Here is a 24,779-nt window from a genome sequence, read left to right as displayed (position 1 = left end):
GTTTAGCGCCCGGGCGTTATCGGAGCAAAAGAGTTTGTTGGCAATCAGGAGAGAGGGAAAACGGGCTGGAAAAATAAACGTACGGACAGGGCACCCAAAGCACCCTGTCGGTCGACAACACCTCAGGCGTAGAGATCAAGTTCGCCTTTCCAGGCCAACTCCACACTGCCTCCGTCCGCCGGGGCCCCTTCAGTGCCAGCATCATCGCCGGGCAACCCGGAGGAACCGCCGCGCCCGCTGCCGTCCTCATCGCCACGGGACGACCATTGGCCACTGCCCTGCCCACCCCGATCAGCCACCTCAAATCGCCCCAGGTCAATGCCCTGTTCGCTGAGCATGTCCCGCAGCCGGTGGCTGTGCAGTTCCAGCTGGTCGCGTACCACCGGATTGGCGGAATGAACGGTCACCGCCGCCTGATGATCCCGGTTCAGTTGCACCCGCACTTCCATTGGCCCCATATCCGGTGGGGTTAAATGGATTTCGGCAGAGCTCATGTTATTGGCGGTAAGCCAGGTCAGCTTGCCCACCAGCTTGTCACCCCATTCGGCGTGACCAACCGGAACTTCAATACTGGTGGCGTAACCTCGAAGCATCGCGGCCTGCTCCGCGACTTTCTGTCCACCCGCCGTCAGCTGGGAGGCCGGGGTTGTCTGGTCGCTCAGCGGCACCAACCGGGCCGCGACCAGGTCCCCGCTATCTGAACCTTGGCTGGTCGCAGGCGTCAAGGCCATCGTTTCCATAAATGAACCTCCGGTCAGCCCCGGCAAGCCTTTTGCGCCGGAGACTTCCGCAGTCCCTGCCATTACCGGATTCTGCGCAGCATAGCCCCCTTTTCGCAGCGAACGGTCAGTCAGCGCCGGGCCAACCTCTGCAGCGGCATCCTCGCCGGACATCGCCATTGAGCGCAAGTCGGCAAAGGTGAACACCGCAGTTTCATCGGTCTCGACTTCCACCAGCGGTGACTCCGGAGCCACCACCAGGTCTGCCGACGCAAGGTCGCTCGCATCATCGGTCCCCTGACCGCCTGGATCAGCCCCAGCAGATTCTGTTGCTGGCGGGGTGCCATCGGCTGGACTGCCTTCTTCAGCCTCGCGGGCGCCACTGTCAGCCATAGCGGCAGCCGATTGCCGCTGCTCGACCTCAGTGTCCTGGGCTTTCGACTCTGCGGCCCGCTCAGCCCGGTCGGCACGCTCCTGTCGGCGCATCTGTAGCCTGCGCTCTGCGTTGACCTGTTCCTGCCGGGAAACCGAATCAAATTCGCTGTCACTGTGTTTTTCCCGTGCCACGGATGGCCGGGGTTCACTGGCTTGCCCGGCCTTTTCAGGCGCTGGGCTCTGGGGAAATACCATTCCGGACATGGCAACCTCTTGCCGCTTTGCTGTCAGTTACGCGCCCAAGGGCGCGCAAATACGGGTTCTCCCGTAATAACGCAAAAGTGATGCCAGAAAGAAGGGGAATCAGAGATTAGGGATTCAATAGCTGCTGGAACAGCGCGCGGACGGTCTGGAATTCCAGGACTATACGCTCAAGCATAACTCCGGCCTCGTCGAGCCGCCCCGCCCGGCCCGCAAGCTCAGCTTCCAGACACAGAGCACCGAGCTGCGGCGCCCCGATATTGACCGAGCTGCCTTTGAAACTGTGAGCCGACTTGGCAAAGCTTTCATCATTACCGGCGTCAAGCGCCTGCTGCAGGGCCGAAATGCGGTCTGCGGAGTCGCTGAGGTAGGTCTCAATCAGGATCCCGAACTCATCCTCCATGACCTCTTTCAGTTCCGCGAGAGCTTCTTCATCCAGATGTAGCCTATCTGTCATAACCAGCCCCTAAGCCGCTCCCTGTACGCTCGTTCATTGTTAATTTAGGTAAGATTCCAGTCATACACAACTTCAACACGGTTACCGGCACCGTGAAACGCTAACGAATGACTGAGCTGTTGCAGCAAAATCAGTCCACGCCCTGCGTACCGGCATTGGCGGTCGTGATGATGCTGGAGAACGGATTGATAGTCAAAACCTTCACCACTGTCACGACATTCAATGAACAAACGCCCTCCATCATGGGTGGGTGAATGGCGAAGGGTGAAGCGTATGCTGTGGCCCTGGATTCGCGCAAGCCGCCGTTCCCTCTCAGCGTAATAGCGACCAAAACCTTCCGGAGAGTCCTTCCACTCTGAAGGCAATTTCAGGATGCCGTGTTCAAGGGCGTTGGTGTAGAGCTCGGACAACAAGGTATAGACCTCCCCGCTGCGAAGTCGGAGCCCCGGCACTTCCATACAGATGTGCAGCAACAACGGCAAAGGATTGAACTGACCCAGAGTCTGGTCAGAGAGTTCGTAATCACATACCCACTGCGTCGCACCGGCGGCAGCGGATAGCGTCAGGCCCGCACTCATTTCCGCGGCCTTGTCACTCTCGTTCATTTCCAGGGCAAAAACCGTGAGATCGTCCTGAGCCCCCTGATCCCATGAAAACTGCCGTATCGCCCCCATCACCGCATCAAATACCGCCGCCGGCTCCTGAACCGAATCCAGGGTGGCCAGTAACCGCTCCTCGCCGAACATCTCGCCATGAGCGTTTTCGGCTTCAAGAATGCCATCGGTCGCCACCAGCAATACGTTGCCAGGTTCCGTCGGGATAACATCAGCGTCGACGGAAAACCGTTCCGGGCTGAGCACCCCCAGCGGCAAGTGGCGGGATGGCAGAATATCGCGACTGCCGTCACCACGAATCAGGTAACCATCCGGCAGCCCGCCGTTCCAGACCCGCAATTGACTGGTATGGAAGTCTGCCTGAATGAAAGCAGCGCAACAGAACATACCTGTCGGCAATATGCGTTTGAGCTTCTGATTGATTTCCCGCAGCACGTCTTCACAACTGAAGCCCTTGCTGGTCATGCCATAGAAAATCTCGGCCACCGGCATCGCGCCAATCGCCGCAGGCAAACCATGGCCGGTAAAATCGCCCACAAAAATATGCATGCCACCGGATGGGCGTCGACAGGCGAACAGGACATCGCCATTGAAGATCGACAGCGGCGAGGCATGGTAACGAAGATTGTCGGCATTCAGACAGCCGGTATGGGCAACGTTATCGAATACCCGCTTTGCCACCTCTTGTTCCTGTAACAGCATCCGGTTGCGGCTGCGGATCAGGTCCCGCTGCTGGGATAGGGTCCGGTGCATCAGGCGCATCCGGTTGAAAGCGTTGATTTTCGCTTCCAGAATCACCCGATTGTAGGGCTTGGACAGGAAATCATCACCGCCAGATTCCAGGCACTGGGCCAGCGTGTCAGGGTCTGACATCGACGTCAGAAATATGACAGGTACCAGGCTTTCTCCGGCCAGCATCTTGATCTGACGAGCCGCTTCCATGCCATCCATGCGAGGCATGACCAGATCCAGAAGAACAATATGCGGGTTGTGCTTACAAAACAGCGCCACCGCCTCATCACCATCGGCGGCGCCGATGGGCTGGTGACCCTGCCGTTCTATCAGCTTTGAAAGAATCAGTCGGTCGGTATCGCTATCTTCAGCGATCAGTATCCGCAGGGGGCCCGGTTCAGGAAATGCGTCTTCCATGACCTGCTCCAGTCAGGGGAAATTCGTTGGATCAGCGAATGGCAAAAAGTTGTTCAAAATTGGAAATGGACAGTATGCGACGGACATCGCCATTGCAGTTTTCAATGCAGATTTTCGCCGAATCGCCACCCGCGAAATCCCTTAACAACAGCAGCATTCCCAGCGCAGAGCTGTCCAGATAGGTTGTATCGGACATATCGACAACGTAGCTGGCAACGTTGCTCTCATTATGTTCGTACGCATCCCTGAACGACTGGTGTGTACTGAAATCGAAGCGCCCCTCGATCTTTATGGTCAGGGTCCGACCATCGTCACTACGGCGCGTCTGTATTGGCATTCCGGCTCCTCCATCACTGAATACACTGGCAACTCAACGGTACTGCATGCCTTGTCAAAGGATAGCCCAGCTACCATAAAATGCACCTGGTTTTTGCCACGTGAGCGGACAGTAAAGTGGAGGTTATCGCCGTCGGGCCGCCAGCCGGTTGGCGGCATCATCCAGCTGTTTCTGTTCGCGGATATCCCGTTCCCGCTGTTCCTGGTCACGGCAACGGGCAATGTACTTTTCCATACCCCGGCGACGCTCATAGGCCTGCAGCCAGGCCTGGCGACACTCTTCCATCTTGCCGGCTGCCTGTGCCACCTGGCGCTCCTGCCGCAGGATCAGCTGATCCAACTGGGCAATAAACGCCTGCCAGCCCTGCAATTGGCTGACTTGAACCACCCCCTGCTGACTGCGACGAATCTGCTCACGATAGTCGGTGTGGTAATTCCTCAGCTCATTCAGACGCTGCTGCTGAGATTCCCAGTAACGACGGGCATCCGCCAGTTTCTCAAGCGTCTCTTTCTCGCGTCGTTGCTCCATGGTGAGCACCACTTCCAGGCGCTTGGAGCGCAACATCAGCTACCGGCTCCGGATACACTGGACGGATTGCCCTCAGTCCGCCCCGGTACCACGTTCATCAGCTGTTCAATAGATGCTTGCAGTGGCGCGCTTTCCCGCAGCCCCTGATGCAGGAACTGACGCATGGCTTCGATATGTTCAATCGCAAAGTCGGTTTCCGGATCGGATCCCGGAACGTAAGCCCCCACACTGATCAGATCTCGGGCCTGCTGGTAGCGGGAATAAACTTGTTTGAAACGCTGGGCGCGGGCGAAATGGGCGTCATCCGTCACCTGGGGCATCACCCGGCTAACGGAAGCCTCGACATCAATGGCCGGATAGTGACCTTCTTCCGCCAACCGTCGTGACAGCACGATATGACCATCAAGAATGGCCCGGGCGGCATCCGCAATGGGATCCTGCTGATCATCCCCTTCGGTCAGTACCGTGTAGAAGGCGGTAATGGATCCCCCTCCGGGCTTACCGTTGCCAGTCCGTTCCACCAGTTGCGGCAGCTTGGCAAACACTGAGGGAGGATATCCCTTGGTCGCTGGCGGCTCGCCAACGGCCAGGGCAATTTCGCGCTGGGCCTGGGCATAACGGGTCAGTGAATCCATCAACAGAAGTACCCGTTTGCCCTGGTCGCGGAAATACTCGGCGATACGGGTTGTCAGCATGGCCGCACGCAGTCGCATCAGGGGCGAGTCATCCGCCGGGGAAGCCACTACCACCGACCTCGCCAGCCCCTCTTCGCCAAGAATATCCTCAATGAACTCCTTGACCTCCCGCCCCCGTTCGCCAATCAACCCAACCACGGTGATATCGGCATCGGTGAACCGGGTCATCATGCCCAGCAGCATACTTTTACCAACGCCGCTGCCGGCAAACAATCCAAGGCGCTGCCCCTGGCCCACCGTCAACAACGCATTGATTGCGCGAATACCCACATCCATGGACTGACGAACCGGCGCACGGTTGAGCGGGTTGATGATTTCCCCGAAAAGAGACACCTGAGCCTGGGCTTTCAGCGAACCTTTACCATCCAGCGGCTCGCCGGTGCCGTTAACGACCCGTCCCAACAGCTCCGGGCCCACCGGCACGCGGCTGGCCGCCGACAGGGGAACAACACGGGCGCCGGGCCGAAGCCCTTCCACGGCGGTCAATGGCATCAGGTAGACCCGATCATCCTCAAATCCGACCACTTCCGCTTCCACGGCTCCGGTCGTCTCGCCCTGGATCAGGCAGCGGTCACCCACGACCATCGGGCAACCTACGCATTCAAGCGTAAGGCCAACAGAGCGGGTCAGACGGCCCGACAGTTCCGGGGCAAGGTTAGCGGGAAGATAATCTTTGAGGCGGGTCAGGCGATCAGTCAGGGAGATTGCCATTGTCGTCCCCCGCCTCATCAGACTGCGACAACACGTCGCGATGGAAATCCGTCAAATCACCCATCATTGCGTCAAGTTCAGCGCTGTCACCCGGGTCATCACTGTCGAGCTGCTGATTCAGCATGCCCTGAACCGCTTTCTGGAAGCGTTTCTCTACGGTGAAATCCACCAGACTGTGACGGGTCTCGAGCTTGCAGCCCCCCGCCAGGATCGACGCATCTTCAATAATAGACGTTTCCGCCTCAAATCGGGCGGCCACTTGGGATACCCACTCGGCATCCGCAGGATTTACCAACAGGCGAACATTGTCCTGGGTCGAAGGCAGTGCGGCCATGGCACGCTGAACCACCGCCTGGATTTGCGAGGAATCAATGGACAACTCACGGTACACCACCGCCCGGGCCAGCACCGTTGTCAGGTTAAAAAGAGCCGTTTCCAGTTCGTCTTCATGACGCTGGATTGGAGTCAACAGTTCACCGAGTAACTGCTGGAGACTCTCAAGGCGTTGTTCGACATTTTCTCGGGTCTCGGTCAGCGCTTCGTCATGGCCCTTGCCTCTCCCCTCTTCCAGACCTTGTACCAGGCCTTCCTGATGGCCCTTCTCCAGCCCTTCGGCGTGGCCGGCCTTAAACCCCTCGGCATGACCCTCGGCGCGGCCATCCTCCCAGGCCGTCTGGCGAATCTCTTCGAGATCGGCAGCCGTCAACGGTTTGACATCGCGCTCTTCCTCCCTCGCTACTTCGTTGCCTTGCTGATCCAGCAAGGGCAACTCCCAGCGTTCATAGGCTGTGAGCTTTTCGGAGGGAATGCGGTTGCGGGGATCGTCTTTCATCACATCATTTCTTCGCCGGAACCGGCCAGGGTAATTTCACCGGCCTCAGCCATCCGCCGCGCGACGGTAATGATATCTTTCTGGGCGGTCTCCACTTCGCTGACGCGAACCGGGCCCTTGGCCTCCAGGTCATCCTGCAGCAGCTCGGCAGCGCGCTTGGACATGTTCTTGAAGATTTTGTCCTTGACCGCCTCGTCGGCGCCCTTGAGGGCAACCACCAGGACATCCGAAGACACTTCCCGCAGCAGCGCCTGAATGCCACGGTCATCGATATCCTTGAGGTTGTCGAAGACGAACATCAGGTCTTCGATGGTGGTCGCCAGATCCGGATCCATGTCCTTGATCGAATCCATCAGACTGCCTTCCACGCTGCGGTCCATGAAGTTCATGATGTCCGCGGCCCGCTTGATGCCGCCGATACGGCTGGTCTGGGCTGCCGAGCCTCCGGAGAACTGCTTCTCCAGGATGTCGTTCAGCTCTTGCAGGGCCTGGGGCTGAATGCTCTCCAGCGAGGCGACCCGCATCACCACATCGAGCCGGACTTTTTCATCGAGCGACGCCAGAATTTCTGCGGACTGGTCCGGATCCAGATAGGAAATCACGATGGCCTGGATCTGCGGGTGTTCGTAACGGATGATGTCGGCCACTGCCCGTGGCTCCATCCATTTGAGGGTATCGAGCCCGGTGGTGTTGCCACCGATAAGAATCCTGTCGATAAGGCTCGCCGCCTTATCCTCGCCCAAGGCCTGAGTCAGCATGGCGCGGATGTAGTCGTCATTCCCCACCCCCAGGCCGGTCTGACCGCCAACGGCATCGACAAACTGCTCCAGGACGTATGACACATCATCCTTGCTGACGTCTTTCATCTGGGCCATCGCCACCCCAACCCTCTGGACCTCTTTGGGCCCCATGTGTTTGAGGATCTCGGCGGCATCAGCTTCGCCCAGTGTCATCAGCAGGATGGCAGCCTGCTCTACCCGGGGAATCTTGCGCCGTGGTTTTGGTGCCTCGGCCGGTTGGCTGGTTTGTTCACTCATCGACATTTACCCACTGGCGCATCACCTGGGCCACCCGTGCGGGATCCTCAGTGATCAGCCCTTTCAGTGCGTTCAACTGCCTATCATAACCGTCCGTTGCACCGGGCAAAAGCAGTTCATCCTGAGTGGTCAAGGCTTCCCGCAAGGCCGCATCGCTGCCCAGCCCCTTCGTCTCATCGTATCCTTCGCCCTCGCCCAGGTCACCCCCGCGCTCAGTACGACCGGAACCTGACAGGCTCTTGAGCGTTGGGCGCAGCAACCCAAGCACCAGTACCAGAATCACCAGGCCGGCCAGCACTTGCTTCATCAGGTCCCAGAACCAGGGCTGCTCCCAGAAACCCGGCGCGTCAAATTCAACCGCTTCAAGGGGGGCAAAGGCGGTATTCATCACCGTCACACTATCACCCCGCACCGCCGAATAGCCCACGGCGTCCCGGATCAGCATGGTCAGCCGCTGGAGTTCCTGCTCCGGCCAGGGCTGGTAACTGACCGCGCCAGTTGCCGGATCGATCACTTTCATATCATCTACCGCCACCGCAACGGTCAGGCGCTTGATTCGCCCCTGCTCCTGACGAACGTAACTGACCGTGCGATCCATTTCATAATTTCGGGTCGCTTCGCTGCGAACATTGACCGGAGCCGGCTCCGCAGGCTGGCCATCCACATTTCCACCGGCCTGCTCTGGCACCGTTGCCGCTCCTGGGGGCTGGTTGGACAAGGCCCCGGGTACGCCGCCGGTATAATTGCTGGCACGTTGCTCGGTCAATTCGCGCTCGCTGCGAACCGCCTGCTGGTCCGGGTTGAACAGCTCTTCTGCCTGTTCTACGGATGAAAAATCAAGGTCTGCTGTGACTTCCGCTCGGAAACGACCATCGCCAACGATGGGGTTCACAATAGAAGCCACCCGACTGGTCAGCCGCTCCTCAACCCGGGAGTTGTAGTCATACTGGTCCTGCATCTGCTGCCGCTGGGTCTGCTCGGCCCTTGCGGTCAACAGGTTGCCGTTCTGATCGACTACGGTGACATTATCCTTATTGAGCTCAGGGATGCTGCCCGCCACCAGATTGATAATCGCGTTGATCTGCTCCTGTTCGAGCAGCCGCCCCGCGAATACTTCCAGAAACACCGAGGCCGTTGGTGTGCGGGCGTCTCGGACGAATACCGACTGCTTGGGAATCGCCAGATGAACCCGCGCATTGCGGACATTGCGCATGCTGCTGATCGTGCGCGCCAGTTCACCTTCAAGACCACGACGGAAACTGATCGCTTCCATGAACTGCGAGGTGCCCAGCCCTCGCTCCTGGTCCAGCAGTTCGAAACCAATGGTCCGGTCGTCGGTGACACCCTCTGCAGCCAGCTTCAGCCGGGCATTGTAGACCTCGTCGGAGGCGACCAGCAGCGCGCCGGTACGAGGGTCCATGCGGTACTGGATGTTGCTCTGGTCCAGAATTGACGTGACATCCTGAGGATTGTAGCCCGACATGTCGCCAATCACCGGCTGGTAATTGGGCTCCTGGGCCCACAGCACGACAGCGACACCCAAGGCAACACTGGCCGCCAGTCCGATCATCAGGCCAATCTGGCGCAGCAATGCCAGCCGGTTGAATCCGAGCAGCATGTCGCTTCGGGCTTCCAGACCGGAGGGCTGATCCGTTGTGGTCAGCGACTGATTCGCGTTGGTTGCTTCGGCAGGTACAGTGGACATGGTTTGGCTCCGCTATTACACCGGCATGTTCATGATGTCTTCGTAGGCTTTCACGACCCGGTTACGCACCTGGGTCAAAGCATCGAAGGAGACTGAGGCTTTCTGGGAGGCGATCATCACCCGGGTGATATCAACGCTGGGATCCCCCATGTCATAGGCCGTGCGCAAGTGGTTGGCATTTTGCTGCACGTCATTAACACTACCCACCGCCTGGGAAAGCATATCGGAGAAGGCAGGCACCTCACGGGGCTCAGACACCCGGGCAGGATTATCGACCCGTCCCCGAATTCCGTTATCCTGCTCGACACGCTGGTTCTGCATCATCTGCGTACGCAGGTTGCGAATCTCAGAGAGCACGTTGTTGATGTCTGCGCGCTGAACCATGGTTCCTCCCCGGACAAGTAGTCGCGCCAGCGGACTACTGCCTTTTGACTTAAATGTTCATTACACACACTTAAGCAAAACACCGGCCATTTAATTATTTATCTTTTAATACAGCAGGTTATAACAATATATAAAGGTAGAGAGAGAACCTGTGACAAAGTTTTGACAGACCGGCCAGCATAAAAAAACGGCGCCCGAAGACGCCGCACGAAGGAGTTAGCTCAAAAAGAGGTCAGTTCAACAATAACGCGCTCACGCACCCGGTCTTCAGGCCATGGCCAGCTCGGCATCAAGATCGATACCACAGTCACGCATCTGGGCCAGCTTGTAGCGCAGCGTACGCGGGCTGATACCCAGTTGCTCTGCGGCCCGGTTGCGACGACCCCGCTCCCGACGAAGGGTGTCGATGATAATCCTGAACTCCTGCTGACGCAGATCATCACCCAGTGATGCAGGCTCTGACAGCGACGGCAGGCTTTGCGAGGTCTCAGCAAGGCCAGAGTCATCGTGTACCGGTAACGGCTGTACCGAAGGTGTGGGTGCAGACTCTGCAACCGGTGCCAGCCCCGTTACCTGCCCGGTGATACCCAACTCCAGACACAGATCTGACGCATGAATCACATTCCCCTGGTGCAGTACCAGCGCCCTCTGTATTGCGTTGTCCAGCTCACGCACGTTACCCGGCCACGGATGCTCCAGCAGCGCCGACCGGGCGTCAGGCGCAAAGGTGATTCCGGTCAGCTTCATCTTGCGGCTGTGTTTCTTGAGCAAAGCCTGGGCCAGCGGCATGATATCCAGCGGGCGCTCCCGCAGCGGTTGCCACTGCATGGGAAAAACCGTCAGGCGGTAATAAAGGTCTTCACGGAACTTGCCCTCGCGGACATACTGGGACAGCTCACGGTTGGTGGTAGCGATGACGCGAACATCCAGCGCAATGGTCTTGCGCCCACCGACCCGCTCAACTTCCCGCTCCTGCAACACACGCAACAACTTGGACTGCAAGCTGAGTTCCATTTCAGAGATTTCATCCAGCAGAATGGTTCCGCCGTTGGCCTGCTCGAACTTACCGGGTGAAGACGCATGGGCACCGGTAAAGGCTCCCTTCTCATGCCCGAACAGGATAGCTTCGAGCATGTTTTCCGGAATGGCGGCACAGTTGATTGCGATGAACGGCATCTCGGCGCGGGGCGAATGCTGATGAATGTAGCGGGCCAACACTTCCTTGCCGGTCCCACTTTCCCCGGAGATCATCACGGTGGAATCACTGGCGGCGACCTTGCTGGCCAGCTGGAACATCCGTTTGCTGATGGGATCTTCCGCTACCGGCTGATCCGCACGCTTGCTCTGGCTTCCACCCACAATCCGACTGACCGCATCCACAAGCACCTGAGGCTCAAATGGCTTCACCAGATAGTCGGTCGCGCCAGCCTGCATTGCAGAGACCGCATGACTGATCTGACCATAGGCAGTCATCAGCAAAACCGGCAACCCCGGATAGAGACGCTGGACCTCGGCCAGCAGTTCATGACCCGACTTGCCCGGCATATTGACGTCACTGATGACCATATCCACCGGCTCCTCGGCCAGCCTTACCAGTGCCTGCTCGGCACTGTCGGCTTCCCGGATCCGGAACTTCGCCAATTCCAGGGTCGTGACCAGCGCTTCGCGCAGGTCTTGGTCATCTTCAACGATCAGGATCTGAGCCTTGGCCATGATTACCTCCGCTTATTGAATACGCTGATCAGCCTGACCACCGACACTTCCGGTCAACGGCAGACTGATGGTGGCGCAGGCGCCACCGTGTTCGGGCGCGGTTAACGCAAAACGCCCCTGGTGAGCCTTGACGACCGCCTGCACCACGGCCAACCCCAGACCCGTGCCGTGGGATTTAGTGGTGTAAAAGGCTTCCATCAATTGTGCCACCTGTTCAGGGGCAAACCCGGGGCCATTATCGGTCACCCGGATAGTGAGCCAGTCGCGCTCGACCACCGCGGATACAGCGACCTTGCTGGCACCGGCTTCAATACTGTTGTTCACCAGGTTGGTACAGGCCCCGACCAGCGCATCGCGGTTACATAACAGATACCGCTCCGGAATATCCGCACTCAGCGACACGTCGACCTTGCCGTTGAGATTGAGCCCCTCAATTGCGGAAGCCAGCCCCTGGACCAGAGAACGGGTCGACAGCTCTTCAGCCAGCCGGGTCTCGCCACGGGCGAATATCAGCATGTCGCGAACCTGCTGCTCGAGGTGGGTCAGCCGCGACATCAGACGGGAGGCACAACGCTGGCGCAACTCGCTGTCCAGTTCGTCCTGGCACAGGTGCCCGCCGTAAAGGATGGCGGCAGACAAGGGCGTACGGATCTGGTGAGCCAGCGAAGCCACCATCTTGCCCATGGCTGACAGACGCTGGGCATGGGCTAATTGAGCCTGGAGCTGACGGGTTTCCGTCAGGTCGGTCAGCAGAATGAGCTGCCCTGGCTGGTTTTCCATGGTGCGGATTTCGATACTGACACGACGACCGTCACGCAAAGATACCTCATGACCATCATCGCGACGGGGCGCAAAACAACGCTGGATGATACTGACCCATCGCTCCCCCTCCAGAGGCTCACCCAACAACCCCACCGCCGCGGGATTGGACTGAGTCACCACACCCTGGCTATCAAGCACAACCACACCCGCCGGCAGTGCCGACAACAGGGTGGAGAGACGGTCGGCAAGCTCCTCTTTCTCTTCCAGCTCGCGCTGACGTTGTTCGCTTTCCGCAGTCAACTCGCCTGACAGCTGGTTAACCCTGGATTCCAGCGTGCGATAGGAATCGGTGATCTGCCGGGACATCTGGTTGAACAGCTCCAGAGCGGTACCCACTGCCTTGCGGTCGTCCTGGGGCGGAAACAACGCGGTCACTTTTTCATTGGCATCGGCAGCAGCATTGCTGACTGCCTCTGGATGCGCGGAATGGGCGTAGGACTGTAACTGACTCATGGTTCCCCCTGACGAGTACCGGCACCAACCCCAGAGGTCGGCGTGATCATTTGACAGGGATTAAGCTAATGCTATGCCACTTTGTATTTTTTCTTTTAAAACAAAGTGTTTTGCACTTCATTCAGGGGGCGGTGACGTTTTTCTGTCACTATATTGCGGAGTCAGAGGGGAATACGAACGGCGAAAACAAAGTGTTGACGCCGTTCTGACGAGCGTAAAACGAGGTCAGACCTCTTCGGATTCGTCCTGACGCAGGCCGTATTTACGCACCTTCTCCACCAGGGTGGTGCGACGAATCCGCAATTTCTCGGCAGCTCGGGCAACCACTCCGCCAGCCTCGTCGAGTGCCTGCTGGATAAGCTGCTTCTCAAGATTCGCCAGGTAGTCTTTCAGATCGATGCCGTTCACCGGCAACAAGGCTGGCGCATCCAGACCAACCAACCCAGGCACACCGGACGGCATTCCGCTGTCTTCGACCGGCCGATTCTCATCGATATCATCCACATAACGGAATTTCTTCGGCAGCTCTTGAACACCGATGACGCCATAGGGGTGCATAATGGCCAAACGCTCCACCAGGTTGGCCAGCTCCCGCACATTACCCGGCCAATCATGTCGGCACAGACTCATGATAACGGCAGAGTTCATGCGCAGAGACCCACGTTTTTCCTTTTCCATTCTGGAGATCAATTCATTGATCAGCAGAGGAATATCCTCGACCCGCTCACGCAGCGCCGGCATTTCGATGGGAAACACATTGAGGCGGTAATAGAGGTCTTCACGGAACTCACCGGACTCAATCATCTCTTCCAGATTCTTGTGGGTTGCCGCAATCACTCGGACATCCGCGGCCTGGGTCCGGTTACTACCTACCTTTTCAAAGGTGCGCTCCTGCAACACCCGCAGGATCTTTACCTGCATGTTGAGCGGCATGTCGCCAATCTCATCCAGGAACAGAGTGCCCCCTTCCGCGAGCTCAAAGCGCCCTACCCGCGCGGTAATCGCTCCGGTAAACGCGCCTTTTTCGTGGCCAAAGAGCTCGCTTTCGAGTAACTCTGCCGGAATGGCACCACAATTGACGGGAACGAACGGCTTGTCACGGCGAGTGGAATGATAATGCAGGTTACGGGCGACCACTTCCTTACCGGTGCCCGACTCTCCGGTGATCAGTACACTGACATCTTTATCTGCAACCTGTTCCATCAGCTGCCGCACGACCTGAACACTGCGACTGGTGCCCACCAGGCTGCGGAACAACTGCACACCCCGCTGCTGCCCCCGGCCCCGGGAACGCGTGTACTGATCGCGGAAGACCTGAGCCCGGTAAAGCGAATCCACGAACTTTGTGTAATTGAGCGGCCAGTCCAGGCGGGCAATGATGCGACTGTTTTCGTCCTCTGACAGCCCTTTGAGCTCAGGGTTGCCTACCAGTAAAACAGGCAGACCATCGTCAGCTGCACATACCTTCTTTACCGCCTGCTCAGCGCTGGCATCGTCGCCGTTAATGATCGCAACCACTACCGCCTCCAGCGTGCTGGAGTCATTGCTGTTTAGTATCTCTTCGGCGGCGTCGCCACCATGGATCTGCTCTTCACCAACAAACTCAAGGATCGTCTGGATATCCCTGCTGCGGATTGCATCCTCACTCAGCACCAGCACATTGTTATTTTTTGACATTCAATAAAGTCTCTCGCATGAAATCCTGGCATCGACACACCCATGCAGGGTATAGCAGACCGCACCTCATCTTCCCTTGAGGCGCCGGTGCGCAACTTTCCGTCGTCTTGAGCGGTATTTAAGACGCTTAACCGTTGATAGTCAATTTTATGACGCGTAAACGTGACAATTATCTGGAACGTCTGCCAGACACATCCTGATAGGTACGCGCCGCACTGGACGTTCGCCGCATCCCCTCCAGCGCCTTGCGGGCCTCGTCCCTGGAAGCAACCGCTGCGGATTGTGCCTGCTGGCAGATGGCCTGCAGTTCTTCGAGCCGCTCCTGTACCAGCGGCGTGGGGACCTCACCACTGCGCAGCTCGGCCATCAGCGACTCCACCAGAGGGCGGGCAGACGCATCGAGCACTGACAGACCTTGCCAGTCCTCCTTGACCAAGGCATGCCTCATGTCATCAAGCAGGCGGTCAAACTGTTCCAATATCAAGGCCATATCAGGGTTCCCGATTGTAGACGTACCAAGCAAGGCAGGGTTTCAGGTTGCCACCGCGATATGACAAATGCCACCCCTTTCGGGAACACCCGCCTGCGAACAAAGTTTCAGCGGGGATCAAACGCACACGGCGTTGGCAAAAGGCCCAAGCGGAGCTGACTGAGAAAAGCGGAAGCCCCCTGGTAAACCAGGGGGCGATCGAGTCAGCGGCGGGCGGCTCGACGGGCGGCAGAGGCCGTAAATTCGTTACTACGGAAACCCGGCTCAAAATCAAATGGAGCCTGACCTTCATTGAGACCGTCAATATAGTAACGCTTTGCCTTGAGGTCGTAGGTCGTTTCCAGGGTCGTCCAGAACACCGGCTCACTGTAGAACGAAATATTGTGAGCTTCGGAAACCCGCCACAGGTCGCCAGCGTTGTCATACTCTTCCGTCATCAGGACCTGCCAGCTGTCTTCATCCAGATAGAACATTCGACGAGAGTAGATATGACTGATCCCTGTACGCAGGATGGCTTCAACCACCCAGACCCGGTGGCGTTCGTAACGAGTCAGGTTCTGGTTGATGTGACCGGCGTGAATGATGTCATCAGCGCCGTGGTTGCCGGAATGAAGCTCATAGGCATTGTATGGAACGTACAGCTCACGCTTGCCCAACAGGTTCCATTCGTACTGGTTTGGAGCCCCGTTATACATATCCTTCTGATCGACTGATCGCAGCGATGAAGAGTTCGGCATGTCGGTTTCATAGGCGAGGTTCGGCGAACGACGCAGCCGACGCGATCCGGAATCGTATCGCCAGGCAAGACGGGGCGAACGGATCTGATCAAGAGTTTCATGGACCAGTGTAATGGAGCCCGCGAGACTTGGAGGTGAAATAGTCTCCGTCTTCAGATAGAAAATCTTGTTGTCGATATCAGCAAGCTCGGCACCGGGTTCCGAATACGCAATAAAGTAATCGTACTCGGTCACAATCGGGTTGAAAGAGCCGTCCACTGAAGGCGTCGCGGAGGCCGAACGAAAAGAAATCTGCTCACCGCGGTACCGGAGAATATGGTTCCAGATCACTTCAAGCCCGTTCTTGGGAATCGGGAACGGGCTGGTCATGATGGTATTTCGAACACCATTACCGTTATCCAGCAGTTCTGCCGTCAACGCGTTTTGTCTGAGCTTGTCATAGACCTGTTCCGGGTAGGCCGCAGTTCGGCGACTCTGATACACAGGCATGGTGTAGTCTGGGTAGGTCTCGAACATAGCGATGTGACCACCGCTCAGGGAGTCCCGGTACTGATCCAGATTCCCGGCATTTATGGTGAAAAGCGGCTGATCATCCGGAAATGGATTGATCTCCCGTTGCCCGCGGGACCAGCCCTGCGGAGGCTGACTCAACCCCCCTGTCCAGGCCGGAATCGTGCCATCGGCATTACCTGCACGCTCAGCCCCAACCGGCGTGAGATCGCCAACCAACCGGGCCGCTTCAGCTTCCGTCACTTTCGCCGCGGCCTCGCCACCTATCATCAATACCGCCGCCGTGCACCCAATACAGAGCAGGTTACGCATCTGCTTCTCCTCCAACCTAACTGAATCTCCAGCGACGGTGTCCTGCAACACCGTCTCCGCATCGGTCATAAACAGCCCCGTCCAAAGGGCCAAGTTTTACGTATTTTTAATTGTCGGGAGCTTATTTGCCTGATCGGCTATGTTCATACAAGGTTTTTTTTGTAGCTTCTTGTTAGCCCCCTACTCAAAATTCATCGCTTCACCGCGCCGTAGCGGTTATCCGAGAGGAAATCGCCACCAAAAAATGGTAGACTGGCCGGTCTCTGTTATTACGGACTGGTCTTTACCCAGCGGGCTATCGATGGCTTCCCAGTTTCAAACTCTGGTTTCCCAAAAACTTTTCCTGGCCAAGACACTTCTGGCCGTTCAGGAACAAAGCGATCAACCGGCTGAGCGTGAAGCCGCAAACCAGGGCGCCAGTGAACTGATGCTCCGGGCGAGGCAATTGCTGTTGGCAATGATTGCCGAACTTTACCAGCACCGACGGAGCGTCCCTCAGAATCTGGCAGAGCTCAACGCGTTAATCAGCGATGAGGCCCCGGAGATTGCTGAGCTGGCTCACCTGGCCAGACTGAAGGAAAGTTGGTGGAGCCGTCTGGATGAACTCGAAGCCAGCCAGACAAAACCGCCAGAAAAGCAGAAGACTGTTTCGGCTGAAAACATCATCGCAGTAGCCGTTGCCTCGGGGCCCGACAAATCCATAGAGGCGCTCAAGAGCATTATTGAGCCGATGAAACAGTTTGCAGACACTGTCGCCGAGCGACACAACGAGTGGTGATGCAGCGCATCCACCTACCGACGCACCCAGATTTTAGCAAGTGAAAGGCCAAGCCGATGTCACCATCTTATTTTGAAATTGTGCAGCTGACGAACGGAGACTATGCACTCCGTCGCATTGATGACGACAGCGCACCACTGGTAAAAATTTCGTTCTCCCCGGAAGCCAGGGACATGCTGGACGATCGTGACATGGCCGTTGCCAAGGCCATGATTGCCGCCGGAATTGAAGCCGTAGGCAACATCAGCCACGACATTGACTGGGAAGACGACGACAACGATACCGTGGAAACCCGTCCGTCTTATACCCTGCACTGATTAATACCGTCCGGGATTTGCCACCTGGGAGGTCCCGGCTCCTCCTGATATCCACTGCGATAAACTGACACCTCGCCCCATTCAGGCCGCACAAAGCGAATCAGCGCTGGCGCAGCACCACCCCATGACTGTTGCCTAGCGCGGAGGATTCGCGAAGCGCATCGAAAGCCCCCTTGCCCAGCTTCGAGGTCCACATCACCACCGCGTGGCAGGTACCTGCACTCAACGCCCGCTCAGCCAGAGCCTGAGTGGAATATTCAGCAGTGGAACGCAGCACCAGCAACTCGCTGGCAACGATTCCATGCATGGTCTGCCAGCGACTGACCAGCGCGGCAGGCGGATCTATCAGTGCCAGCCAGCGTTTCTCCTGGTTGAGCTGGGTCAGCATGGGCAGCAACAACTGAAAATTCTCCACCTGCCCTTCCGGTAAAATGATCTCAGTGACATTTCCCGCCCCCGTCCCGGCATCACCCTGATCGTGCCGACGAGTAACCTGCGGGGTGCGACCAACAGCAGGTTTCACCGATACCGAGCCTACAACCCGCTCGCCGGCCGGACGTGAAGCGCGGGCGAATCCGGAAACCGGTTGGGCACACGCCAGATTCTGATTAAAGCTGAGCTGTTCCATGTTTACCCTCACATTACTCGTCAACATCCCGACCGGGATTGGTTTTACGTCCGTAAACGAACGATCAGTGGAGATCAGAGCGACGAATCACCCCAACGCCAAGCCCCTCGATGTAGAGCTCCTGTTCGCGCAAATCCACTTCGATGGGAGCGAACTCTTCGTTCTCGGCAATGAGCAGAACCTTTGAGCCTTCCTTCCGGAAGCGCTTTACGGTCACCTCATCACCGACCCTGGCCACCACAACCTGCCCGTTATGGACATCCTGGGTGCGATGAACCGCCAGCAGGTCGCCATCGAGAATGCCGATGTCCTTCATGCTCATCCCGCGCACACGGAGCAGATAATCCGCGGACGGGGAAAAGAACTCCGGCTTCAGCGTGCAGTGATCCTCGATATGCTCCTGGGCTAGGATCGGACTGCCCGCAGCCACCTGCCCGATTACCGGCAGCCCCAGGTCCTCTTCGGCCTCTGGCAGACGAATACCCCGGCTTGCACCCGGCACCATCTCGATCGCACCCTTACGGGCAAGCGCTCGCAGATGATCCTCGGCGGCGTTGGCCGAGCGGAACCCCAGTTCGGCGGCAATTTCGGCACGGGTTGGCGGGTACCCGGTTTCGTCAAGATAGCGCCGGATAATGTCCAGAACCTGACTTTGCCTTGCAGTGAGCTTCATAAAGCGATCCTGTTTTTTTATACAGTAACGAAAATATATACAGTGTTTTATCCAGTGTAAACCCCCTTTTTGATCAACAACGGTTTACAGGCAAGCGACTGCAATGGTTGCATAGGGGTTCACCGCCAGCGTCTGAACGCCGGGTTGGCCCGAAGGGGTGGTGTCGACACCACAGGGAGGAACAGAGTTTGAGCCTTCAACAGCAATGCCGGTTACCCGATATTCGTCTGACCCGGTCCCAGCAAGAACGCAGAGTCGGGGTTGAAATCGAGATCTCGGGGCTCAGTTATGCCCGACTGGTTGACCTGCTCTGCCAGCTACTGCCCGGAGCCCCCACGCCGGTGTCGAGATACATTACCGCGATCCACACCGACCTCGGTGACTTCGGGGTTGAGCTGGACTCGGATCCGATCAAGGAGCTCAATTTCCAGGACGAGCAACTGCCGGAGGCCATACGTGAACTCGGTGGCCAGGCTCTGCAGCTGATTGATGCCGCCGCCGAGAAGATTGTGCCGCTGGAGATCGTGACCCCACCCTTGCCGATCACCAAGCTGGAGCGCATCGAAAGGCTCTGCAACCAGTTGCGGGAATCCGGGGCCCTTGGCAGTCGGGAAGCCATCTATTATGCCTTTGGTCTGCAGCTCAATCCGGAGCTGCCGGATCTGGAGGCGCCAACACTGGTTCGATACCTGCAGGCCTTCGCGGCGCTGTACGACTGGCTCAAATCACGACATCAACTCGATATCAGCCGTAAGCTCACCAGCTACATCGAACCCTGGGACAGCCTGTTCGTTGATCAGCTGATCGAACCCGGTTACGCACCAGACCTGAATCAGCTCATGGAGGACTACCTTCGCCATAATCCGACCCGAAACCGCGCCCTGGATCTGCTCCCGCTGTTTGCCCATCTCAACCGCGAGCTTCTCCAGGAGCACGTTTCCGACCCCCGCATCAAGGCCCGTCCAACTCTGCATTACCGCCTCCCGGACTGCGACATCGACAATCCTGACTGGCATTTTTCAGTAGTCTGGAATGATTGGGTGGTACTGGAACAGGTCGCTGCCAATGCAGCCGATCTCAAGGAGTTGCTCACGGCTTTCCGCGAAAGCCGGCGGCTGAGTTTTCACAACCTGACCCATGGCTGGACCGAAGCCTGCGATCAGTGGCTACACGCAAAAGGCTATGTCTCATAACACCGTCACCCGGTCCGATCATCCCGGCCTGACCATCGGTATCAGTGGTCCGGGACGGGCTGGAACGCCGCAAAGACTGATCAGCCTCGGGTTGAAGCTCGCCGGAGCCGGCAGCGTCTACATCCGGCCGGGCTCCCGGATCAATGTCGGGCTGCTGGATGGCCTGGTGTTGTCTGGAGGCTCCCACATTCACCCCGGCCGTTACGGTCAGGAACCAGAGGTGACCGCACGCTATGATTTTCCCCGGGATGAAACCGACTGGCAGTTGCTCCGCCAAGCGGAACAGCTTCACCTCCCGGTTCTGGGAATCTGCCGTGGGGCTCAGCTGATCAATGTTTACCGGGGCGGCTCATTGTGCCAGGACGTCACTCCACTCCGCGTCCACACCCGCCACCATCCGCTGCTTTTTCCTTTACAGACGGTCCGCCTGGTCCACGACAGTGTGCTTGGCCACATCATGCCGGCGACGTCCATTGGAGCCAATCGGATACACAGTCAGGCGATCAAGCTTCTCGGGCGAAACCTGCGGGTGGTGGCCGTCGATAACGACCTGTTTGTCCAGGGCATTGAAACCACTGATGAACATTGGATACTGGGCATTCAGTGGCACCCGGAGTACCTGCTCTACCACAGTGGTCACCGGCGAATTTTTACGTCTCTGGTGGAAGCCGCTCGACAATGGAAACTGGCTAGACTGGAAGGTGGTGGCGCAACAGATCCTTGATGGCGCTGATCTCACGGTCATCGCCAGGCAGGGACTGCAGATAACACTCCGCCCATTTCCGGAGCTCGGCCCGGGTGGTTATGTCGCGTGGATCGACACCCGTGAGCCGGTGCAGAATCTCCCTCTCCCGGCGAGTCAGGCGGACCTGCTGATCATGTAATAACATGGAAGCTACCTCAGGCGGCAGAATAAAGCCGCATCTGAACCAGTATATATCAGCGGTGGCCTCGCCTCACCGGCTAGAAATCCCTGGTATAGAACAGGTCCAGAGATGCAGCCAGACCACTGGCGGCTTCCAGGTAGAAATAGCGCCCCAGGTCATAGCGCAAGGCAACCGTGGAGATCGGCTCAAAGATACCGACACCATAGCGCACACTGAGATCTTCGGTCAGGTAGCCACTGGCAACCACCGAGGCCTCCTCTCCGGAACCTTCGGTTTCCAGAACCAGCTGTTCGATGCCCAGCTCATCGCCAATTTTTTCAGTGACCTGACTGGCCCGCGACAATCCCAGCGATATAGCGGCCTGCCCTACCTGCCCCTGATCGCCTTCGGTTTGCAGCGGCCGGCCAAGAATCACATAGGACAAGGCATTGGGTTGGGACATGGCCGGTTCCGAAAACACCTCGGTAGCAGGCGCGGAGACCGGACCGGTCAGGCGCAGGCCCGCGGTCACCTCGTCCACCACTCGTACCGCTTCGACGTCAAGGTAAGGCTCCGTCAACGACCCCACAAACACCAGTCGCGCCCGCCGCAACTCCAGCTCGGTGCCAAACGCCTCAAAATGGCCATCCTCGAGCTGAAGCACCCCGCGGGCATCCAGGTTATTGCCAACCCTTAAGCCGCCCTTCAGGTCACCGTGGATCCCGAAACCATCGAAGGTGACCTGGTCTGCGCCTACCGTCACCCACACATCCATGACCAGCGAGCGCAGCACCGGATCCTCGGCCGCCGCCCCGACAATCACTTCATCACTGGAGACAGTAACCGCCTGTGACGGCAATTCCTTGATCGCAATCTGTCCCCGGGGCACGGCCAGAGTGCCCTTGACGGTGAGCGCTCCACCTCGGTACTGCAGTATCAGGTCCGGATCCAGCTCCACACTGGCATAGGGTTCATAACTGAACGGCAGGCGCTGGCCGGTCACCGCCAGCTCAAGCAACGGAGTCTCGCGCCAGTCGAAGCTTCCACGAAGCTGCCCGGAACTGCGTTCATGGCTCTTCCAGTGGCCGTCGATCTCCGCAGTCTGGCCATTCAGCCCCAGCTGCAATTCGATCTCTTCCATGGGGATCGGGATACGGGGATCCAGCAACCGACCATGGGTAAGGTAAAGCTCACCGGTAATGTCCGGGCGCAGCAAGGGTCCTGACAAACGCCCGCTGCCGCCAATGGTACCTTCCAGCACCTCAAGATCCGCCATCAGTCCGACCGGCGCTATATTCAGCCCTTCCAGCTCAAATTCTCCGGCCATGGGGTAGTCCGGACTGGATGGGTTCAATGTCAGCGTCGACGACAACCGCCCCACCTCCGGCCCCGACAAGGCAAGCTCAAACCGCGCGGTCTCCGGCTTCAGGCCCAGGCTGACGCTAAACGTGTCGTAGGCCAGAGCCTGCCACTCTTCCCCGACGAGCACGCCAACTTCACCCGCATCAGCAGCCAGTTCGATCTGACCATCCGGCCCCTGATTGGTCATCGCAATGGCCATGCTTCCGGTCAGCTGCGAGTGCCAGCGTATACTCGGCGGCAACAGCGGGGCCAAAACCCGGGTGGGGAAGTCCGTGAGCTGATAGTTAATCGCAAGATCCGGCCAGAGCAGCTGGTCACCTGCGCAGACCGAGCTTTCCTGCCAGCTCCAGCAGTGAGCCCCGAATTCCACGCTGGTTTCAGGCCGATAGGTAAGCGCGGCGGGGCCATCAAGCTGCCAGACCTGGTCCGCCTGCGGTAGCTCGATCTCACCACGGCTGAGCACGCCCTTCCAGCCATCGGACCATCGTCCCTCAAGCCTCAATCGCGTTGTCAGCGCCTCGGCACTGGCCTCAAGCGCAAGGGCATGTTGCTGCGGGTTACCGGTGAACCGGGCCTCCATCAAGTCTATGCCCTGTTCACCGGCACTCAGGCCCGACACCCTCAGGTTGGCGTCCAGCATCAGGCTTTCCCTCAACGAGGCGACCAGATTAACCCGACTGACCTCGACCTCGTCCTGCCAGCTGATCTGCGTCCCCGACAGTGTCAGGTCTCCCTCGGGCTCGCTAAGCGCCCCCCTGGCTTTGACCTCGCCCTGCAGCTGGCCCTGGAACCCTGGAACCAGCAGCTCAGGGCTAGGCAGCTCAATGCTGAGCTGTGCATCGATCTGTTGCTTCCAGCGGCCCTGCCCACTCACCCGGTTGTTACCAACAGCCAGTGAAAAGTCCATCAGACGCCAGTCATCGTCGGCAACGCTCAGTAACCCCTGACTCGCTCCGGGGTGCGATTGCCACAGCCCACCAATGTCCCAGCGGGCCTCCATCACCAACCCCGCATCACCGAACTGCCCCTCGCTGGCAACCTCGCCGTCAAGACTGGCTTCCAGTAACGGCAGCCAGTACCCCGGGTTGAACTGTTGCAGAATCAGGTCGAGATTCCAGGCCAGCGGGCCCGCAAACTGAAGATCTCCCCTGCCACTTGCCCTGCCCGCGCCGGTGGTTATGAGCAACTCCTCAAGGGTCAGCGCCTGCAGGTCACCGTTCACCAGCCCTTCCAGGTCCGCAGGCCCCTGCGGGCCGTTAACCCGCGTGTTCAGATGCGCCTGGTAGCGACCATTGTCGTAGCGGATGTCGCCCTGCAATGCTTCCACCACCACCGGTGGGGGAGCCAGTTCAGGAACAAGCTGATACCAGGGGAAGGCATTCATAACGATATCGGCGGTCGCCACCAGCCCACCGTGCCAGTCCATATCGCCGGTCAGCGTTACCTGACCCGGGGCTTGCCCCCCTTCAGCGGACGTCAGGGTAACCCTGAGATCGTCAACACCTGCGTCGGTCAGAATACCAGCAGCAGCTACCCCAATAGCGTCCCCAGCCCCTGCAAAACTGCCTTCGGCACGGGCGCGATACCCGTTCGCCAGGGAGCCATCCAGATTGAGCGCCATGGTCGTCAACATCAGGGTTTCAGGCAACGTATCCAGCGCCAGGAACTCGCGGGCGCGTACCGCCAGCTCCGCTGGCAGGTTGTCTTCAAAAGGCTCTACACGCCCCTGAATGTCAGCCTGCAGATAGCCGTCACTGGTCCCCTGAACGCGAAGGTTCCTGGCGTTACCACTGAGATTCAGAGCCAGCTCCCAGTGGTCGCCATAAGGCGGCGGCAACTGACCGGTAACCTCCAGTGCCAGAGGCCAGTCTCCGCGGGTTTCCAGCCAGCCGCTGACATTGACCGCCAGCGCTTCGCGCCGATAGCTCAGCTGGTGGAGCTGCCAGGCTGAGCCTACCCCCTCAGCAGAGATGCTCACCTGACTCCAGATCAGCGACTGGTTAACCGTGAGCGCCCCCAGCGTCACCTGGCGAACGTCGAGATCAACAGGCAACTGAATGGATGACAGAGTGAAGGGGCCGCTCTCCGTTTCATCCGGTGAGGGCTGGATCTCCACATTCGTTTGCGCCACCGACAATTCGTCCAGGCACACGGTCAAGGTAATAAGGCAGGCCGGAGACCAGTCTACCAGTGGAAACGCCAGGTCTGCCGCAACCCCATAACCACGCCAGCGCAATTGCTCGGCCTGCCAGCGCCCGAACAATGAACCTTGTCCATTCTCCACCTCCAGACCCGGGATCTGGGACAACACCCAACGGGTACCCGAATCGCTGCCCAGAGCAATCAGCAGCCCCGTCACCGCAAGCAGCAGCCATACGCCAATCCCCACCAGACTGATCATGGCTACCCGTAGCCAGCGGAAACGGCGCGTCTTCATCCCCACT

At 58.4% G+C, this 24,779-nt stretch carries 23 protein-coding genes; 5 read left to right on the top strand and 18 right to left on the bottom strand.

What is annotated here, in order from left to right; all coding sequences use genetic code 11:
• Positions 1-122: 122 nt before the first annotated feature.
• The 15 genes from BLV11_RS10495 to BLV11_RS10425 all read right to left on the bottom strand — a co-directional run bounded on the left by BLV11_RS10495 (position 123) and on the right by BLV11_RS10425 (position 16,518).
• Entirely contained in the window at positions 123-1,358 is a 1,236-nt protein-coding gene (locus BLV11_RS10495; protein WP_091813454.1) for a flagellar hook-length control protein FliK, read from the bottom strand.
• A 106-nt stretch (positions 1,359-1,464) separates the two neighbouring features.
• Entirely contained in the window at positions 1,465-1,812 is a 348-nt protein-coding gene (locus tag BLV11_RS10490) for an Hpt domain-containing protein (protein ID WP_091813452.1), read from the bottom strand.
• A 44-nt stretch (positions 1,813-1,856) separates the two neighbouring features.
• Positions 1,857-3,575, bottom strand: coding sequence for an ATP-binding SpoIIE family protein phosphatase (locus BLV11_RS10485; RefSeq protein WP_091813450.1), 1,719 nt, complete (start codon positions 3,573-3,575; stop codon positions 1,857-1,859).
• Between the two features lie 31 nt (positions 3,576-3,606).
• Positions 3,607-3,912 (bottom strand): STAS domain-containing protein, encoded by a 306-nt coding sequence (locus BLV11_RS10480; RefSeq protein ID WP_091813448.1) that lies wholly within the window; start codon positions 3,910-3,912, stop codon positions 3,607-3,609.
• A gap of 123 nt (positions 3,913-4,035) precedes the next feature.
• Complete coding sequence (gene fliJ / locus BLV11_RS10475) at positions 4,036-4,476, bottom strand: flagellar export protein FliJ (protein ID WP_091813446.1); 441 nt, start codon at positions 4,474-4,476, stop codon at positions 4,036-4,038.
• Entirely contained in the window at positions 4,476-5,846 is a 1,371-nt protein-coding gene (gene fliI, locus BLV11_RS10470; RefSeq protein WP_091813442.1) for a flagellar protein export ATPase FliI, read from the bottom strand. Before fliI ends, fliJ begins: the two co-directional genes overlap by 1 nt.
• The gene (locus tag BLV11_RS10465; protein ID WP_091813439.1) at positions 5,827-6,678 is read right to left on the bottom strand and encodes a flagellar assembly protein FliH; all 852 of its coding nucleotides are present in this window, start codon (positions 6,676-6,678) and stop codon (positions 5,827-5,829) included. The genes fliI and BLV11_RS10465 overlap by 20 nt, the downstream gene beginning before the upstream one ends.
• Positions 6,678-7,715, bottom strand: a complete 1,038-nt coding sequence (gene fliG / locus BLV11_RS10460; protein WP_091813437.1) for a flagellar motor switch protein FliG — start codon at positions 7,713-7,715, stop codon at positions 6,678-6,680. The genes BLV11_RS10465 and fliG overlap by 1 nt, the downstream gene beginning before the upstream one ends.
• Positions 7,708-9,420: a flagellar basal-body MS-ring/collar protein FliF gene (gene fliF / locus BLV11_RS10455; RefSeq protein WP_091813434.1), complete on the bottom strand. Its 1,713-nt coding sequence runs from the start codon at positions 9,418-9,420 to the stop codon at positions 7,708-7,710. The genes fliG and fliF overlap by 8 nt, the downstream gene beginning before the upstream one ends.
• 15 nt (positions 9,421-9,435) lie before the next feature.
• On the bottom strand, positions 9,436-9,804 hold the full coding sequence (gene fliE, locus BLV11_RS10450; protein WP_091813431.1) for a flagellar hook-basal body complex protein FliE: 369 nt from the start codon (positions 9,802-9,804) through the stop codon (positions 9,436-9,438).
• Positions 9,805-10,071: 267 nt separating this feature from the next.
• Positions 10,072-11,517 (bottom strand): sigma-54-dependent transcriptional regulator, encoded by a 1,446-nt coding sequence (locus BLV11_RS10445; protein WP_091813428.1) that lies wholly within the window; start codon positions 11,515-11,517, stop codon positions 10,072-10,074.
• A 12-nt stretch (positions 11,518-11,529) separates the two neighbouring features.
• A complete protein-coding gene (locus tag BLV11_RS10440; protein ID WP_091813425.1) occupies positions 11,530-12,792 on the bottom strand; it encodes a sensor histidine kinase in 1,263 nt (420 codons plus the stop codon).
• A 225-nt stretch (positions 12,793-13,017) separates the two neighbouring features.
• Entirely contained in the window at positions 13,018-14,469 is a 1,452-nt protein-coding gene (locus tag BLV11_RS10435; RefSeq protein ID WP_091813423.1) for a sigma-54 dependent transcriptional regulator, read from the bottom strand.
• A 169-nt stretch (positions 14,470-14,638) separates the two neighbouring features.
• Positions 14,639-14,959 carry a flagellar protein FliT gene (fliT, locus tag BLV11_RS10430; RefSeq protein ID WP_091813420.1) on the bottom strand — a complete coding sequence of 107 codons (321 nt, stop codon included), beginning with the start codon at positions 14,957-14,959 and terminating at the stop codon, positions 14,639-14,641.
• A 203-nt stretch (positions 14,960-15,162) separates the two neighbouring features.
• Entirely contained in the window at positions 15,163-16,518 is a 1,356-nt protein-coding gene (locus BLV11_RS10425) for a DUF1329 domain-containing protein (RefSeq protein ID WP_091814096.1), read from the bottom strand.
• Positions 16,519-16,657: 139 nt separating this feature from the next.
• On the opposite strand from BLV11_RS10425, the gene BLV11_RS10420 reads away from it, so the two are divergent.
• Positions 16,658-17,296 (top strand): DUF6586 family protein, encoded by a 639-nt coding sequence (locus BLV11_RS10420; protein WP_245725996.1) that lies wholly within the window; start codon positions 16,658-16,660, stop codon positions 17,294-17,296.
• 56 nt (positions 17,297-17,352) lie between these two features.
• Positions 17,353-17,613, top strand: coding sequence for a hypothetical protein (locus BLV11_RS10415; protein WP_091813413.1), 261 nt, complete (start codon positions 17,353-17,355; stop codon positions 17,611-17,613).
• A gap of 100 nt (positions 17,614-17,713) precedes the next feature.
• On the opposite strand, the gene BLV11_RS10410 is transcribed toward BLV11_RS10415, so the two are convergent.
• Both BLV11_RS10410 and lexA read right to left on the bottom strand, forming a co-directional pair.
• Positions 17,714-18,241, bottom strand: a complete 528-nt coding sequence (locus BLV11_RS10410) for a cell division inhibitor SulA (protein ID WP_091813410.1) — start codon at positions 18,239-18,241, stop codon at positions 17,714-17,716.
• A gap of 64 nt (positions 18,242-18,305) precedes the next feature.
• Positions 18,306-18,914 carry a transcriptional repressor LexA gene (gene lexA / locus BLV11_RS10405; protein WP_091813407.1) on the bottom strand — a complete coding sequence of 203 codons (609 nt, stop codon included), beginning with the start codon at positions 18,912-18,914 and terminating at the stop codon, positions 18,306-18,308.
• Positions 18,915-19,102: 188 nt separating this feature from the next.
• On the opposite strand from lexA, the gene BLV11_RS10400 reads away from it, so the two are divergent.
• The 3 genes from BLV11_RS10400 to BLV11_RS10390 are packed head-to-tail and all read left to right on the top strand — an operon-like array spanning position 19,103 to position 20,991.
• On the top strand, positions 19,103-20,107 hold the full coding sequence (locus BLV11_RS10400; protein WP_091813404.1) for an amidoligase family protein: 1,005 nt from the start codon (positions 19,103-19,105) through the stop codon (positions 20,105-20,107).
• Positions 20,097-20,831: a gamma-glutamyl-gamma-aminobutyrate hydrolase family protein gene (locus BLV11_RS10395; protein ID WP_091813401.1), complete on the top strand. Its 735-nt coding sequence runs from the start codon at positions 20,097-20,099 to the stop codon at positions 20,829-20,831. The genes BLV11_RS10400 and BLV11_RS10395 overlap by 11 nt, the downstream gene beginning before the upstream one ends.
• A complete protein-coding gene (locus BLV11_RS10390) occupies positions 20,812-20,991 on the top strand; it encodes a hypothetical protein (RefSeq protein WP_091813398.1) in 180 nt (59 codons plus the stop codon). Before BLV11_RS10395 ends, BLV11_RS10390 begins: the two co-directional genes overlap by 20 nt.
• Positions 20,992-21,070: 79 nt before the next feature.
• On the opposite strand, the gene BLV11_RS10385 is transcribed toward BLV11_RS10390, so the two are convergent.
• A complete protein-coding gene (locus tag BLV11_RS10385; protein ID WP_175528328.1) occupies positions 21,071-24,772 on the bottom strand; it encodes a translocation/assembly module TamB domain-containing protein in 3,702 nt (1,233 codons plus the stop codon).
• Between the last annotated feature and the right edge of the window lie 7 nt (positions 24,773-24,779).

Source organism: Marinobacter mobilis, assembly GCF_900106945.1.
GTDB lineage: Bacteria > Pseudomonadota > Gammaproteobacteria > Pseudomonadales > Oleiphilaceae > Marinobacter > Marinobacter mobilis.
Note: the sequence above shows the minus strand (reverse complement) of the source record. Positions and strands in the feature narration are given on the sequence as shown.